The organism is uncultured Desulfobulbus sp. (genome assembly GCF_963662935.2).
Classification (GTDB): Bacteria; Desulfobacterota; Desulfobulbia; order Desulfobulbales; family Desulfobulbaceae; genus Desulfobulbus.
In genome coordinates this window covers 642,740-658,738 of record NZ_CAXXTL010000001.1, presented here as the reverse complement: position 1 = coordinate 658,738, position 15,999 = coordinate 642,740, and the positions used below count along the sequence as shown (strand labels likewise).

At 56.9% G+C, this 15,999-nt stretch carries 8 protein-coding genes; all 8 read left to right on the top strand.

Annotated features, from left to right (window positions below):
• Positions 1-74: 74 nt before the first annotated feature.
• The 8 genes from ACHZCX_RS02795 to ACHZCX_RS02760 all read left to right on the top strand — a co-directional run bounded on the left by ACHZCX_RS02795 (position 75) and on the right by ACHZCX_RS02760 (position 15,619).
• The gene (locus ACHZCX_RS02795; RefSeq protein WP_319585716.1) at positions 75-1,814 is read left to right on the top strand and encodes a histidine kinase dimerization/phospho-acceptor domain-containing protein; all 1,740 of its coding nucleotides are present in this window, start codon (positions 75-77) and stop codon (positions 1,812-1,814) included.
• Positions 1,811-3,520 carry a sigma 54-interacting transcriptional regulator gene (locus ACHZCX_RS02790; protein WP_319585715.1) on the top strand — a complete coding sequence of 570 codons (1,710 nt, stop codon included), beginning with the start codon at positions 1,811-1,813 and terminating at the stop codon, positions 3,518-3,520. Before ACHZCX_RS02795 ends, ACHZCX_RS02790 begins: the two co-directional genes overlap by 4 nt.
• A gap of 387 nt (positions 3,521-3,907) precedes the next feature.
• A complete protein-coding gene (locus tag ACHZCX_RS02785; protein ID WP_319585714.1) occupies positions 3,908-4,297 on the top strand; it encodes a hypothetical protein in 390 nt (129 codons plus the stop codon).
• Positions 4,298-4,497: 200 nt separating this feature from the next.
• Positions 4,498-4,872: a desulfoferrodoxin gene (locus tag ACHZCX_RS02780; protein ID WP_319585713.1), complete on the top strand. Its 375-nt coding sequence runs from the start codon at positions 4,498-4,500 to the stop codon at positions 4,870-4,872.
• 146 nt (positions 4,873-5,018) lie between these two features.
• Entirely contained in the window at positions 5,019-5,369 is a 351-nt protein-coding gene (locus ACHZCX_RS02775; RefSeq protein WP_319585712.1) for a hypothetical protein, read from the top strand.
• Between the two features lie 134 nt (positions 5,370-5,503).
• A complete protein-coding gene (locus tag ACHZCX_RS02770; protein WP_319585711.1) occupies positions 5,504-5,893 on the top strand; it encodes a hypothetical protein in 390 nt (129 codons plus the stop codon).
• Positions 5,894-6,295: 402 nt separating this feature from the next.
• Positions 6,296-6,652, top strand: a complete 357-nt coding sequence (locus tag ACHZCX_RS02765) for a response regulator (RefSeq protein ID WP_319585710.1) — start codon at positions 6,296-6,298, stop codon at positions 6,650-6,652.
• Between the two features lie 198 nt (positions 6,653-6,850).
• Positions 6,851-15,619, top strand: coding sequence for a GH36-type glycosyl hydrolase domain-containing protein (locus ACHZCX_RS02760; RefSeq protein ID WP_319585709.1), 8,769 nt, complete (start codon positions 6,851-6,853; stop codon positions 15,617-15,619).
• The last annotated feature ends 380 nt before the right edge of the window (positions 15,620-15,999 follow it).

The following is a 15,999-nucleotide window of genomic DNA, read 5'->3' as shown; positions in this document are numbered from 1 at the left end:
TACGCGTTACACTTTAACCTTCCTTGCGGAATTACGTGCAAAGTCAATTTAGAGAGAGGGCTGAGAGTGCGAATATGACCGATCAATCATCTCAAGAGAAACGTCTTGCCGAGCTGCGCCTTCTTGCGGAGCAACGCAGCCGTGAACAGAGGCTCCGGAACTTTCCGGCAACAAGCGGCCAGGACATCCAGCGGCTTGTCCACGAATTGCAGGTGCATCAGATCGAACTGGAGATGCAAAACGAGGAGCTCCGCGCGACCCAGGAACAACTGGGCGAATCGCTGGAAAAATATTCCGATCTCTATGAATTTGCCCCGGTCGGCTACGTCACTTCCAATCAGAAGGGGCGCATCGTGGAGGCCAACCTTACCTTTGCCGGGCAGTTGGGCATTGAACGAGGCCGCCTGATCAACTCCGTCCTGTTGCTGCATGCGATAGAACCGGATCAAGCTACCTTTCGCGCCCACCTTGAGCAGGTTTTCCAGGCCAACGAACGCCACAGCTGCGAACTGCGGCTGGAACAAAGAAACGGCCCGGAGCGGTACGTCCAGATGGACAGCATCCGGTGGCTGCATACCGACGGTACTCCGCTCTGCCGGACTTCGGTCACCGATATTTCGGCAAGAAAGAAAGCCGAAGACGAGCTCGTCCGGCTGCATGCTGCCTTGGAAAAAAGGGTGGAAGAGCGCACACTCGCGCTGAGTGAAAGTGAAAACGAATTCAAACGGCTCTCCCAGGAATTCCGGACGCTCTTGAGCGCCATCAGCGATACCTTGATTCTGCTCTCCCCCGAGATGGAAATATTGTGGATCAATGGCGATAACACCCTGGAACTGGACAAGGCGATCGCCGACCCGGCAGGGCAATACTGTTACAAGCTCCTCCATGACCGTATAGCACTCCTGGAGGATTGCCCGATCACCCGCTGTTTTGCAACGGGACAGAAAGAAATCGCGATTGTGACGTACAATGGGGCCGTGCTTGACATCAAGGCTTTTCCGATCCGTGAGACGGACACGGTCACCAGCGCCCTCCTTCTGGTCAGCGACATCACCGAAAAGATGGCCATGCAGGCAGAGGCGATCCAGGCAGCGCATCTGGCCTCGCTGGGGGAATTGGCCGCCGGAGTGGCGCACGAAATCAACAACCCGATCACCGGCATCATCAACTATGGCCAGATACTGATCAATGAGTGCAGCCCGGAGAGCCTGGAAAAGGATATCGGCACGCGCATTGTCAAGGAAGGCGAGCGTGTCGGCCGCATCGTCACCACCCTCCTTTCCTACGCCCAGCACGATCGGCGAAAAGAGAAAAGACCCTCGCCTCTCCCTGCCATTGTGGCGGAATCCGTCGTTCTCACCCAGGCGCAGATCCGCAAGGAGGGCATCACCCTCGCCATCGACCTGCCCGACGACCTGCCCCCGGTTGACGTGAACTTTCAGCAGATCCAGCAATGCATTATCAACATCATCAATAATGCGCGGTACGCCTTAAACGAGAAGTATCCCGGACGGCATGCCAACAAACGCCTCGATATCACCGCCAAGCGCGTGGTCATTAGCGGTCTGCCGTCGGTGCACCTCATTTTTCATGATCGAGGGGTGGGGATTGCCGCACATGAGCTGGCGGTGGTGACCAAGCCGTTCTTTTCCACCAAGCCGTTTGGCAAAGGGACCGGCCTGGGGTTGAACATCACCCAAAAAATTATTGCGGACCATGGCGGCAGCCTGCTCTTCGAGAGCGTTAAAGACGAGTTCACCAAGGTTATCATTGCATTACCAGTGCATCAGAGCGATGCCGAGGGGGGAATATGAGTGCAAGAATTCTGGTCATCGATGACGAGGAATCGATCAGGTTTACCTTTGAACGGTTTCTCAGGGGTGCGGGGCATATTGTGGCCACGGCTGCCAGCTGCAGTGAAGCCCTGGCCCGGTTAAGCGAGGCGGAATTTGATATGGTCTTTGCCGATATCATCCTGGACGACGGGACGGGAATCGATATTTTACGCGAAATCAAGGGGCGCGGCCTGAGTTGCCCGGTGATCATGATCACCGGCGATCCGGGGATCGTGACCGCGACCGACTCCATCCGGCTGGGCGCCTTCGATTACATAGCCAAGCCTGTCAACCAGGAGTCCTTGCTCGGCCTCACCCGAACAGCATTGAAATACAAAATCCTCCATGAAGAAAAAGAAAAATACCGGACCAACCTGGAGGCGATCTTCCGGAGCGTCCGCGATGCGATCATCAGCGTCGACAAGGATGCGGTACTGATCGAGTTCAACGAGGCGGCCCTAACCCTCTGCGCCTATACTCGCGACGACATCGGCAAACCCTTCCTGGATCTCCCCGTGCGATGCGGCGGGAAATGCGGCGAGATTCTGGCGGCGGCAATCCAAAGCGGCGCCCCGGTTGAAGTGGACCATATCGAATGTCAGCAGGGGAATCGGGCCGCGCGAGTGGTCAGCGTGCGGACCTATCCGCTCCTCGATCTCGGCGGCAAGCCCTCGGGCGTGGTGATGGTGGTGCGGGACGACACCCATGTGGCTGATCTGGAAAGAGAGCTGACCGAGCACCGGCAGTTTCATCGCATCATCGGCAAAAGTCAGCCGATGCAGCAGGTCTATTCCCTGATTAAAGCCTTGGCCGTGGTCCAGACCACGGTGCTCATCACCGGGGAAAGCGGCACCGGAAAAGAACTGGTGGCCGAGGCCCTACACCTTGCCGGCGACCGCAGCCATAAACCGCTGGTCAAGGTCAACTGCTCAGCACTGCCCGAAAATCTCCTGGAAGCCGAGCTCTTTGGTCACGTCAAAGGGTCGTTCACCGGCGCCATCAGAGACAACGAGGGTCGGTTCCACCGGGCGGACGGCGGCACTATCTTCTTCGATGAAATTGGCGATATCTCGCCTAAAATACAGGTGAAGCTCCTGCGCGTCCTCGAAGAGAGCGAATTCGAACGCGTCGGCAGCTCAGTTTCCACCAAGGTGAACGTGCGCCTGATCGCGGCCACCAACCGCAATCTTCAGGAAAAAGTCCAGTTGGGCGAAATGCGGGAAGACCTCTACTACCGGCTCAAAGTGGTCGAGATCAGATTGCCCCCTTTGCGGGACAGGCGCGAAGACATCCCGCTGCTGCTTGAACACTTTCGTGACAAATTCAATACTAAATTCAAGAAGAATATTACCGCCGTCTCTTCGGATGTCCTCAAAGCATTTGCCAAGTATCCCTGGCCGGGCAATGTCCGCGAACTCGAACACACCATGGAGCATGCCTTTGTTCTGTGTAATCAGAACATCATCACCTTTGACCATTTACCGCCGGACTTCATGAAGATCCCGGGAATGCGCCGCTCTGCCGGGGGCGAGGCGCAGGGGATCGATTCCGGTGCTACCTTGGAAGCTCTCAATAAAACCGCCTGGAATAAGGCCAAAGCCGCCCGTTTGCTGGGGATCGATCGCGTCACCCTGTACCGGAGAATTAAAAAATTCAACCTGATCGAAGAGCCCTCCCGTTCGTAGCACACCGCTCTTAGAGCGTTGCCCGTGATCCGGTTAGTGCATTCAGCATTTCCGTTGCGTGCAACGCTTTTTTTTTAACTGTTTTCAACCTGTCCCCTCCCCGTTCCCCGCTTTAACGCTCTGTTCTCTCAGATAAAAAAAGATGATTAAAATTCGATCATCTTGTCGGCACGAATATCGCTAACACAGAAGATATCGAGCTGTCCCACGGACGATCGTCCCATCAGGAGCCTACCCACAGAGGCTGAAGATCGGCTTAAATGACGACCCCACGGGACAATAGTCAACAAAGCCATTCAATATCAGGATGTTGCTGATGGTTATACTCGAATGCCATGGACAGGAAGTCAATTTTGATCAAGCCGGATTTCTTATCCACCATGGTGCATGGAAGGAAGAAAATGCGTTTTGCTCGGCATTGAAACAGCTCAACTGCTCAATGCTATCGAAAGGAAGCGAAAACCCACCACTACATCAACAAAAGGACAGCTTATGAACTCTAAAGAAGCCTACAAACAGAAGATGGAAAACGAATTGGAACGAGTCCAAACCAAATTAGCCAAATCAAAAACCCAACCAAATGGCTCGACTGTCTGGGAGCGTGCCAAATATATCAGGAAAATTAAAGAACTTGAGCAAAGGGTTACAACCTGCAGGGCAATATTGAAAGATCTGGACGATGGGAGTGCAGTCTTTTGGGGCCAGACTCAAAAGAATATGGACAATGCCTGGGCATCATTACAGACTGAGATGCAAAAGGCCATCACCAGCGCATAAAGAACGAACTGCCCAAATGGAATAATTGGGCATCTCTACAAACGAATGCAAGCATGAACGGGCCGGGGAAAGAGGAGGCGTACCTCCTTTTTTCTTTTCTGCCCGTTGAAGAGCGATCACCCCGGTCTTTTGGCAATTAGGCGGCAGGCTGGGGAGTTAGCAACCGACAATCACGTTTCACCTATCAAGGAGATCTCTGTATGAGCAAAATCAATGAAATCTATAAATGCACCGTCTGCGGCAACATCATCGAAGTACTCCATGCCGGAGCAGGAGAATTGGTGTGCTGCGGCCAGCCCATGGTCTTGATTTCCGAAAACACGGTGGATGCCGCCAAAGAAAAACATGTGCCGGTGATCACCAAGGTTGCAGACGGCTACAAGGTGACTGTCGGCAGTGTCGCCCATCCGATGGAAGATAAACACTGGATCGAATGGATCGAACTTGTGGCCGACGACAAAGTCTACCGTCAGAACCTCAAACCCGGCAACGCGCCGGAAGCAACATTCTGCATCAAGGCGGACAAGGTGTCTGCTCGCGAATATTGCAATCTTCATGGATTGTGGAAGGCCTGAAACGGTCTGTAGCACCCTCGCCGCTCCGCTGCGGTTCATCGTGATGGATGCGTACTTTTTCCTCTCCAGGTGCAGGCGCCCAACGATGGTGGCGGAGCGGCAAGCCCTTGCCAGATCATCAATCCCTGACGCAAGAGGAGGTGGCAATGGATAAAGCGTTTGTTGTGATCTCCATGCTGATGATGGCGGGTGGTGTGCACTTGCCCCATGCTGCCAAAGCAACCAAGGGCAAGGTTCTGTTTGCACGTCCTCACTTTGGCAGCGGCACTATGGGGAAAAGCTACATCACCTGTCATGATGGCGGCAAGAGACTGGGCGGAGACCTGTTCAAACCCAAGACTATGGACCTCATGGGGAGGAACAAGGAGAGCTTGCCCGATGGTATCAATGGCTGCATCGAACACTACTTGAGGGGTGCCGCCCTTGACCCTCAGGGTGAGGAGATGCAAGATCTGATCGCCTCCATGAAAACTTCAACCAGTCGACCGGCAAAATAATAAAGACCACGGCATCTTCAAGGCCGAAAGGTTCCAAAGAAAGGGCAACCGGCAAGACCGTGAACAGATTGCGGCCAAGCAGTTTACCGGTCCCCGCCAATGCATCTACAATTCACCATCACCAGGAGAAAATTATGAAAAAAGTCAAATCGTTTATCCTCGCCCTGACTGTCCTCGTTTTACCGTGCAGTGTGCTTGCCCAAGAGCAGACGCGGATCACCACAACGGAAACCGCAGGCACAATCAGTGAATTGGGCCAGGACACCATCGTGGTGCAGTCAGAATCCAGCTCATCTCCCCTGCGTTACAGTTCGACCAAAAGCACCACCTATATTGACGAGACGGGCGCACCTGTCTCTGTCGAGACAGTTAAATCCGGCCTGCCGGTCACGGTGTACTACACCCGCGAAGGCGATCGCATGGTCGCCGACAAGGTAGTGGTGCGAAAAACCACGACCACCACCGGCAGTCCGATGATCCAGGAAAAACGGACTCGCACGACGACAACGACCGAAACCAAATAATTAGCTGAGCCGTTCCTCCGTTCAAAGCCCGCAGGGAGCCCCTGTGGGCTTTTTATTTGGCCACACCACTCAATAACTTACCCTTTGGGCACTGCTCAAATGTTGCGTCACCAAGCCTTCAAGGCGCAACATTTATGTGTATTGCAACAATGGACCGGCTCGCCAGCCACAAGCTGTTCACCCTTTGCTGTGCCACAACCTGCCAAGATATGGTTATAATCAGAAATGATGACAGGGGCGCCTTTTTCGGTATGAATCTTGATTGCCTTAATCATAAAAATAAACTTCCAAGGAAGGGTTTTTGCCGGTTTTGCTCAATGCAACATAGCGACAAACCTTTCCACAACATGACTCAAACACTGCTGGCCGCCTGACCAGAAGACGCTTACTAGGATAAGAAAGATGGCACATATACTTGTGATCGATGACGAAGAATCCATCAGGTTCAGCTTCCACAGATTTCTCACCAGCGAGAAACACTCCGTGGTCACGGCCGATTGTTATCTTATGGCTCTATCACGAATGGACGAGGGATATTTTGATCTGATCATTGCAGATATCAACCTGCTTGACGGATGGGGCATCGATATTTTGAACGAGGTAGCAGAGAGAAACCTCAAAACACGGGTCATCATAATGACTGCATACCCTACCAACGAATCGATTAAAATTAGTTTCGGGCTCCATGCAAGCGATTATCTCATTAAACCGTTGAGACAAGATTCGCTCCTATACAGCGTCAACACAACATTGCAATAAATTTATTGACAAGAATTACAACAAATAAGTTGTTATATACACATATATTATTCAAATTTTCCTCATAAAGAAAAAACTCTCCACCTCACCAATCTATCCGCAGTAAGAAGTTTCTTAACCGCTGGGTTTTACCGCTTTCGCAAACGCATTCTTTCAGTTGAGCGGGCCGGAAAGCCGATTTAAAAAGGAGCTTCATTCATGAACATCCGCATCACAACAATTCGTCACACTCTCCTCCGTTTACGAGCACATTTCAGCAACAAGAGCCACACAAAAATATATGCCACCGGCGAAGCACCGTTGCGCGCGGGGTTGTTCAGCGCCGACCAGATGGAACATCATGGCAAGGCCCTGGCAGCCTCGCACACATTGAGCCCGGACCCTCCCCAGGACCGCCTTCTCAAACGGCTGGCCGAGAACGAAAAAATCCTATTGGGAGTTCGAGACCTCCTGACCGATGCGGTCAAAGCAAACCTCCGGATTGCCCCGGCAGGGGAATGGCTGCTCGATAACTTCTATCTGATCGAGGAACAGATTCGAACGGCCAAGCGGCACTTACCCAAAGGGTACAGCAAGGAACTGCCGCGTTTGCAGAATGGGCAATCAGCGGCGCTGCCGCGGGTCTATGATATTGCCCTGGAAACGATTGCCCACGGCGACGGGTTGGTCGACCCGGAGAGTCTCAGCAGTTTCGTTGCTGCCTACCAAACGGTGACTATCCTCACATTCGGCGAATTGTGGGCTATCCCCATCATGCTGCGCTTGGCGCTGGTGGAAAACCTTCGCCGAGTCGCCGCCCGGGTCGCTGCCGACCGGATCAACCGCAACCTCGCCAACACCTGGGCCGACCAGATGCTCGAGGCCGCTGAGAAGGATCCCAAAAGCCTGATTCTGGTGATTGCCGACATGGCGCGGTCAAGCCCTGATCTGGTGAGTTCCTTCGTGGCTGAGCTTGCGCGACGCCTCCAGGGGCAGAGCCTGGATCTGGCCCTGCCGCTCACCTGGATTGAACAGCGTCTGGCTGAGACCGGCCAGACAATTGAGCAACTGGTGCGGGCGGAAAATCAGCAACAAGCCGCCGACCGGGTTTCCATCAGCAACACCATCAACAGTTTACGATTTCTCGGGGCCATGGATTGGCGCATCTTTGTCGAGGCGATGAGCGTTGTCGAGCAGACCCTGCGTGAAGATCCCGGCGATGTGTATGACAAGATGGATTTTGCCACCCGTGATCGTTATCGCCATGCAGTGGAAAAAATAGCCAAAAAAAGCCCTTTCTCGGAAAACGAGGTGGCCCACAAGGCCATTCAACTAGCCCTCGCCGGTGCCAGTTGCACAGATGGCGACGACCCAACCGCGCATGTGGGCTTCTATCTGGTCGATAAAGGACGGGTGCAGCTCGAACAAGCGGCTGCTGTCCACCGGTCGCTGCTTGAGGTCGTGGCCGCTGTCAGCCGCCGTTTCCCTTTATCGCTCTATGGAGGCACCATTCTGCTGCTGACGGCGGTCTTTGCCTGGCTCTTGACCGCAAAGCTCACCGGTGCCAGTGCGCAGGGTTGGGCGCTGGGTCTGATTGGCCTGCTTGCCGTGCTAGGCGGCAGTCATCTGGCTGTTGCCCTGGTCAACTGGCTGGCCACCTTGCTGGCAACGCCTCGTCCGCTGCCGCGTATGGATTTTTCCAAAGGGATCCCGCAGGCCTTGCGCACCTTGGTGGTGGTGCCGGCCATGCTCACCAGCGAGGAAAGCCTCGACGCCTTGATTGAGGCTCTGGAAGTCCGTTTCCTGGCCAATCAGGATGAACATCTGCATTATGGCCTGCTCACCGATTTCCGCGATGCCTCCACGGAAACCTTACCGGAAGACGAGCCCCTGGTACAGCAGGCCCAACAGCGTATTGAGGAGTTGAACGCCAAGTACGGCAATCCGGCCGGTGATACCTTTTTCCTCTTTCATCGCCCGCGCCGCTGGAATCCGCAGGACCGAATCTGGATGGGTTACGAGCGCAAGCGCGGCAAACTTGCCGACTTGAACTGGTTGCTGCGCCTAGGGCCGGATGCCGACACCTCAGAACGCTTTTCGCTTGTTGTCGGGGCAATCGCCATTCTGGCCAATGTCAAGTATGTCATCACTCTGGACACGGATACGCAACTGGCGCGGGATTCAGCCTGGCAGTTTGTCGGTGCCATGGCGCATCCCCTCAACCGCGCCTGCTACGACCCAGACAAACAGCGGGTTGTTTCCGGCTACGGCATCCTCCAGCCGCGGGTGGCGGTCAGTCTGTCCGGCGCTGATCGCTCCCTGTATGCCCGCCTCTGCAGCAGCGAACCCGGCATCGATCCCTACACCCGCGCCGTATCGGATGTCTACCAAGATCTGTTCGGCGAAGGTTCGTTTATCGGCAAGGGTATCTATGAGGTCGATGCCTTTGAACGCGCCCTGGACGGTCGTTTTCCCGACAACCGCATCCTCAGCCACGATCTCCTTGAAGGGTGTTACGCCCGTTCCGGGCTGTTGAGCGATATGCAGCTCTACGAAGAATATCCGTCGCGCTACAGTGAGGATGTGAGCCGGAGACACCGGTGGATTCGGGGCGATTGGCAGATCGCGCAGTGGGTGACACCGGCTGTCCCCGGCCTTGACGGTCGCCTGCAGCGGAATCCTTTGACCCTGCTGTCGCGCTGGAAGATTGGCGATAACCTGCGCCGCAGTCTCGCGCCGGCCGCCTTGACGCTGCTGTTGCTGCTGGGCTGGACCGTGCTGCCGTCGGCCTGGTTTTGGACCGTGGCGGTGTTGGGCATCATCCTTATTCCTTCCCTGATCGCCTCAACCTGGCATGTGCTGCTCAAGCCAGCGGACGTTCCTTTAACGCAACACCTTGCCGCAGCCGCCAGTTCGACCGGCCTGGGGCTGGTCCAGGGTCTCTTTACCCTCACCTGTCTTCCCTATGAGGCTTTTTACAGCCTGGATGCGATTGTGCGCACAACCTGGCGCCTGCTGGTCAGCCACCGTGGACTGCTCGAATGGAACCCGTCGAGCGGCTCGGAGAGCCCCAAAGACGCCACCCTTGCCGACTCGTACCGGACCATGTGGTTTGCTCCGGCTCTGGCCGTTGCCGCCATGCTTTTGCTGGCCTTTGTGCGGCCAACCGCCTTTATTACGGCGGCGCCCATTCTTGTTCTTTGGCTAGCGTCTCCGGCCGTTGCCTGGTGGATCAGCCGGCCGCTGGCCCGCCGGCAAGCGCGACTTTCGCCCGGGCAGACCTTTTTTCTCCACACCATGGCTCGAAAAACCTGGGCCTTTTTCGAAACCTTCGTCGGTCCGGAAGATCATTGGCTGCCGCCCGACAACTTTCAGGAGCATCCCGCCCCGGTGGTTGCGCATCGCACCTCGCCCACCAATATGGGACTCTCCCTGCTGGCGAATCTTACCGCCTACGATTTTGGTTATATTACCCCAGGTAGGATGATCGAACGCACCACCAACGCCTTCCGCACCATGGAATCGCTGGAGCGGCATCGGGGCCACTTCTATAACTGGTACGACACCCAATCGCTGCGGCCCCTGCTGCCTCTCTATGTTTCATCGGTCGACAGCGGCAACCTTGCCGGTCACCTGCTCATTCTGCGGCAGGGGCTGCTGGCTCTTGCCGACGACACCCTGTTGGGAAGGCGATTCCTGGAGGGCTTGCAGGACACCCTGGCAATCGCGGTGGAGGCGGCAAAAGCGGTCCCCGCAGCGGACTCTCGACTCGCTGAACTGCAGCAGGAACTGGAGGCGGCCATCCTTTCCCCCCCTGCCCTGCTCTCGACTCTGCGACTGCACCTCACCCAATGGACAACGACGGCGACGGAGGTGACTGCCGCCCTCGAGGCCGGGGACACCGATTCCGAGACTCCTTTGCTGTGGTGGGCCAACGCCTTAACCCGTCAGTGCCGGGATGGACTCGAGGAGTTGCTCTTTCTCGCCCCCTGGCTGGATAACCCATCTTTTCATCAGGGCCCCGAAGAGTTACCCGATCTCGACAAAATCCCCACCTTGCGCGAACTTGCAGCCTTTGAAGAACACCTTCTGCAGGTGCTTGAGGATCGTCTTGCCCAGCAGACAGTCTCCGGGAATCAAACCTGGCTCGAGGCGCTCTGCCTGCTGGTCAAGGAGGCCAGCAGCCGCGCCCAGGCCCGGATAGCGGTGCATGAAAGCCTTGCCCGGCAGGCAAACCGGATGGCGCAGATGGAGTATGATTTTCTTTTTGACAAATCGCGTCGTCTCCTGGCCATCGGCTACAATGCCAGCGACCATCGCCAGGACGCCAGCTACTACGATCTCCTGGCGTCCGAGGCAAGGCTGTCCAGTTTCGTCGCCATTGCCCAGGGCGCGTTGCCGCAGGAAACCTGGTTTGCCTTGGGACGCCTCTTAACCACCACCGGATGCGGGCCCGTGCTCCTCTCGTGGAGCGGGTCGATGTTTGAATACCTTATGCCGATGCTGGTGATGCCGACCTACGAGAACACGCTGCTCGACCAAACCTGCAAGGCGGCGGTTGCCAGCCAGATCGATTACGGCCGAAAATCTGGAGTACCTTGGGGCATTTCGGAGTGCGGCTATAACGCCATTGATGCCCACCTCAACTATCAATACCGCGCCTTTGGCGTACCTGGCCTGGGACTCAAACGCGGACTGTCCGAGGATCTGGTCGTTGCGCCCTATGCAACGGCGCTGGCGCTGATGGTGGAACCAGAGAAAGCCTGCCTGAATCTTGAGCGGATGGCGACGGAAGGGTTTGCAGGGCATTTCGGCTTCTATGAAGCGATCGACTACACGCCTTCCCGTCTGCCGCGCGGGCTGTCAAACGTGGTGGTTCGCTCGTTCATGGCCCACCATCAGGGCATGAGCCTGCTCTCTTTGGCTTACCTGCTGTTGGATCGTCCCATGCAAAAACGGTTTGCGATGGAACCCTTGTTTCAGGCCACCATGCTGCTGCTGCAGGAACGAATTCCCAAGGCCGCCTCCTTCTTTACCCACGCAACCGAACTTGCCGAATTGCAGGCGGCTGCCAATGACGCAGTAACGCCGGTGCGTGTCTACAACAGTCCGGACACGCCCAACCCTGGAGTGCAGCTATTATCCAACGGCAAATACCATGTGATGATCACCAACGCCGGCGGCGGCTACAGCCGCTGGCGCGACCTGGCCGTCACCCGCTGGCGCGAAGACAGCACCTGCGACAACTGGGGAACTTTCTGTTACGTCCGGGATGTCACCACCGGCAAATATTGGTCCACAACCTATCAGCCGGTGTTAGAACCATCGACCTACTTTGAGACGGTTTTTTCGGAAGAACGCGCCGAGTTCCGTTGCCGGCACGATGAGATAGACGCCTATACCGAGGTGGTGGTTTCGTCCGAGGACGATGTTGAGGTGCGCCGGATCACACTCAACAACCGTTCCCGCAAACGCAAAATAATCGATGTCACCAGCTACGCGGAAGTCGTCCTGGCCCCGCCTGCCGGAGACGCGCTCCATCCGGCTTTCAGCAATCTGTTTGTGCAGACCGAAATTGTCCGGCAGCAACGGGCAATTCTGTGCACCCGGCGGCCTCGCTCCATCAATGAACAGACCCCCTGGATGTTTCACCTGATGGCGGTGCATGGTGCCGAAATCGGGGATATCTCCTACGAGACCGATCGGTTGCGGTTCATTGGACGCGGCAACACTGTGGCTGCTCCCCTGGCTATGAGCGGAGGGGCTGATTTTTTCACCGGGGCACTCTCGGGCAGCGAGGGTTCGGTGCTCGATCCGATCGTCTCCATCCGCTACCGGATCACCCTTGAACCAGAGGAATCGGTTACCATCAATATGGTTTCCGGCATCGGGGAAACCCGAGACGCCGCCTTGCACCTGGTGGATAAATACCAGGATCGACGTCTGGCAGATCGGGTTTTTGATCTGGCCTGGACCCACGGCCAGGTGCTGCTCCGCCAGTTCAATGCCTCGGAGGCTGACGCCCAATTGTACCGGCGTCTAGCCAGTTCGATCATCTACGCCAATGCGGCCTTGCGGGCCGACCCGAGCATCCTCATCAAAAATCGCCGGGGCCAATCCGGTCTCTGGGGTTATGCCATCTCCGGCGACCTGCCGATTGTGCTGCTGCAGATCGAAGATCCGGCCAATATTGAACTAGTGCGGCAACTGGTGCAGGCCCATGCCTACTGGCGGCTCAAGGGCTTGGCCGTGGACCTGGTCATCTGGAACGAGGATCGGGCCGGCTACCGGCAATTGCTTCACGATCAGATCATGGGGCTGATTGCCGCCGGTATTGAAGCCAGCTTAATCGACCGGCCCGGCGGCATTTTTGTGCGGCCAGGAGATCAGATCGCCGAGGAGGACCGCATCCTGATCCAAACAATTGCCCGTGCCATCATCTCCGACAAACGGGGATCGCTGGCCGAACAGATTAAGGGTCGTAGTTTGGCGGAAGTCACCGTACCCGAGCTGATCCCGACCCGGACCCATCGTTCCGAACCCCTGGCGGTCGCACCCGCGCCGCGTCTGGACCTGTCGTTCTACAACGGACTGGGCGGGTTCACTCCGGATGGCCGCGAATATGTCATTACCACCGCTCAGGGACAACTGACCCCAGCCCCCTGGGTCAATGTGCTGGCCAATCCCCAGTTCGGGTCTGTTATTTCCGAGAGTGGTCTGGCCTATACCTGGGGCGAAAATGCGCACGAGTTCCGCCTTACCCCCTGGTCCAACGATCCGGTCAGCGACTCGAGCGGCGAGGCCTTGTACCTGCGCGATGAGGAGCGCGGCCACTTCTGGTCGCCCACTCCCCTGCCCTGTCGCGGGGCAACGCCCTATGCTACCCGGCACGGATTTGGCTACAGCATCTTCGAACACACCGAACGCGGTATCCTCTCCGAGCTGACTGTGTATGTGGCCCTGGACGCAGCCATCAAGTTCATGGTGCTCAGGGTGCGCAATGACTCGGGCCGGTTTCGCCGCCTCTCGGCCACCGGTTATGTTGAATGGGTGCTGGGCGACCTGCGGCCGAAATCTACCATGCATGTGGTCACTGAGGTCGACTCGGCAAGTGGCGCCCTCTTGGCGCGCAACCCATACAACACGGAATTTCCAGACCGGACAGCGTTTTTTTACATCGATGACGGCAAACGCACCGTCACCGGCGACCGGACGGAATTCCTCGGGCGCAACGGCTCCCTGCGGACGCCCGCCGCCCTGAAGCGCACCCGTCTTTCGGGTAAGGTGGGCGCCGCCCTCGACCCGTGCGGTGCAATCCAGATGAGCTTTGATCTAGCCGCCGGAGAGGAGCGCGAAATCATCTTCAAGCTCGGGGTAGGACAAAACCTTGAGGATGCCAGAAACCTGGTTCATCGTTTTCGCGGCGCCACCGCAGCGCGCGGCGCCCTTGATCTGGTCTGGCAGCACTGGAAGCACACGCTTGGCGCAGTGCAGGTCGAAACCCCGGACCAATCGGTCAATGTGCTGGTCAACGGCTGGCTGCTTTATCAGATCCTGGCCTGCCGCCTGTGGGCTCGAAGCGCAACCTACCAGTCGGGTGGCGCCTTTGGGTTCCGCGATCAATTGCAGGACGTGATGGCGCTGGTCCACGCCCGGCCGCATCTGGTCCGGGAACACCTGCTCCTCTGCGCGGCTCATCAGTTCCCGGAAGGCGATGTCCAGCACTGGTGGCATCCGCCCACCAATCGCGGCGTGCGCACCCACTGCTCCGACGATTATCTCTGGCTGCCGCTAACCGCCTGTCGTTATGTGCTCACCACCGGAGACAGCGGCGTGCTTGATGAGGCCGTTCATTTTGCCCTGGGCCGCCCGGTTAAAGCAGAGGAAGATTCGTATTACGATCTGCCTGGACGGTCCGATGAGAAGGTCAGTCTGTATGAACACTGTGTCCGGGCTCTTCTCCACGGTCTCACCTTTGGTGAACACGGCCTGCCGCTCATCGGTTCCGGTGACTGGAACGACGGCATGGATCTGGTGGGCCAGCACGGCAAAGGGGAGAGCGTGTGGCTGGGCTTTTTCCTTTATGAGGTGCTGACGCGCTTCTCCGAACTTGCCCGAGTGCGCGGAGACACTTCGTTTGCCGCGCGCTGTCTGGCTGAAGCCGCCACCCTGCGCAATAACATTGAGCAGCACGGCTGGGATGGGGAGTGGTACCGCCGTGCCTATTTTGACGACGGCACGCCGCTAGGATCGGCAAGCAACGCTGAATGCCAGATTGACTCGATTGCCCAGAGTTGGTCGGTGCTGTCCGGAGCCGGCGATCCCGAGCGTTCGCACCTGGCCATGGAGGCCTTGAGTGAGCGCCTGGTGCGCCGCAAGGATCGGCTGATCCAACTGCTCGATCCGCCCTTTGACACGTCGGAGCTGCAACCCGGCTACATCAAAGGCTATGTCCCTGGTGTGCGGGAAAATGGTGGCCAGTATACCCATGCCGCCATCTGGGCAACCATGGCCTTTGCTCGCCTGGGGGACAATCAGCGGGCTTGGGAACTCTTTGACCTGATCAACCCGGTCAACCATGCCCGCTCGCCCGAGGAAACCGACATCTACAAGGTGGAACCGTATGTTGTCGCCGCCGACGTCTATGCGGTGGCACCCCATACCGGCCGTGGCGGCTGGACCTGGTACACCGGCTCGGCAGCCTGGATGTACCGGCTGCTCGTGGAGTCGCTTCTCGGACTCAAGCTGGAGGTGAACACACTGCGTATTTCACCCTGCATCCCCGCGCACTGGAAGGAGTTCACGCTCCGCTATCGCTATCGGGAAACAAGCTACCGCATCAAGATCCTACCCACCCAGACCGGTCCGGAGGAAATGCAGGTGACGGTGGATGGCATGAAGCAAGACGATGGGGTTATCCACCTGGTAAACGACCATCGGGAACATACGGTCGAAGTCAAAATACACGCCTCGGACAGCAGTTTGTAGGCCGGAGCGGTTGTTTACAGTTCTGCGACGGAAACAACAAAGAGCAACAAGGAGAAAAAAATGAAAAAAATCATACTATTGATCGTATTGGCAGTAACGTTGTCATCCCTTGGAGGCTGTTTTTGGGGCTACCCTCCCCACCATGACCGGGGTGACGACCGGCACGACCGAGGGGACCGATATGATCGGGATAGAGGTCCGTATGAACGAAGATAAGGCCAGTGCCGGGAAAAGGACTGCTCGAGCCCTACGATCGATGGTCTCACGGGGAATAGGGTAAACGATATCGATGCAAATGCAGCTTGCGAGGCGCTCCAAGCAGAGGGGAAACACCTGTTGCACTTTTTACGGAAGCCACTCAAATCGCCTGGCAAGCGATC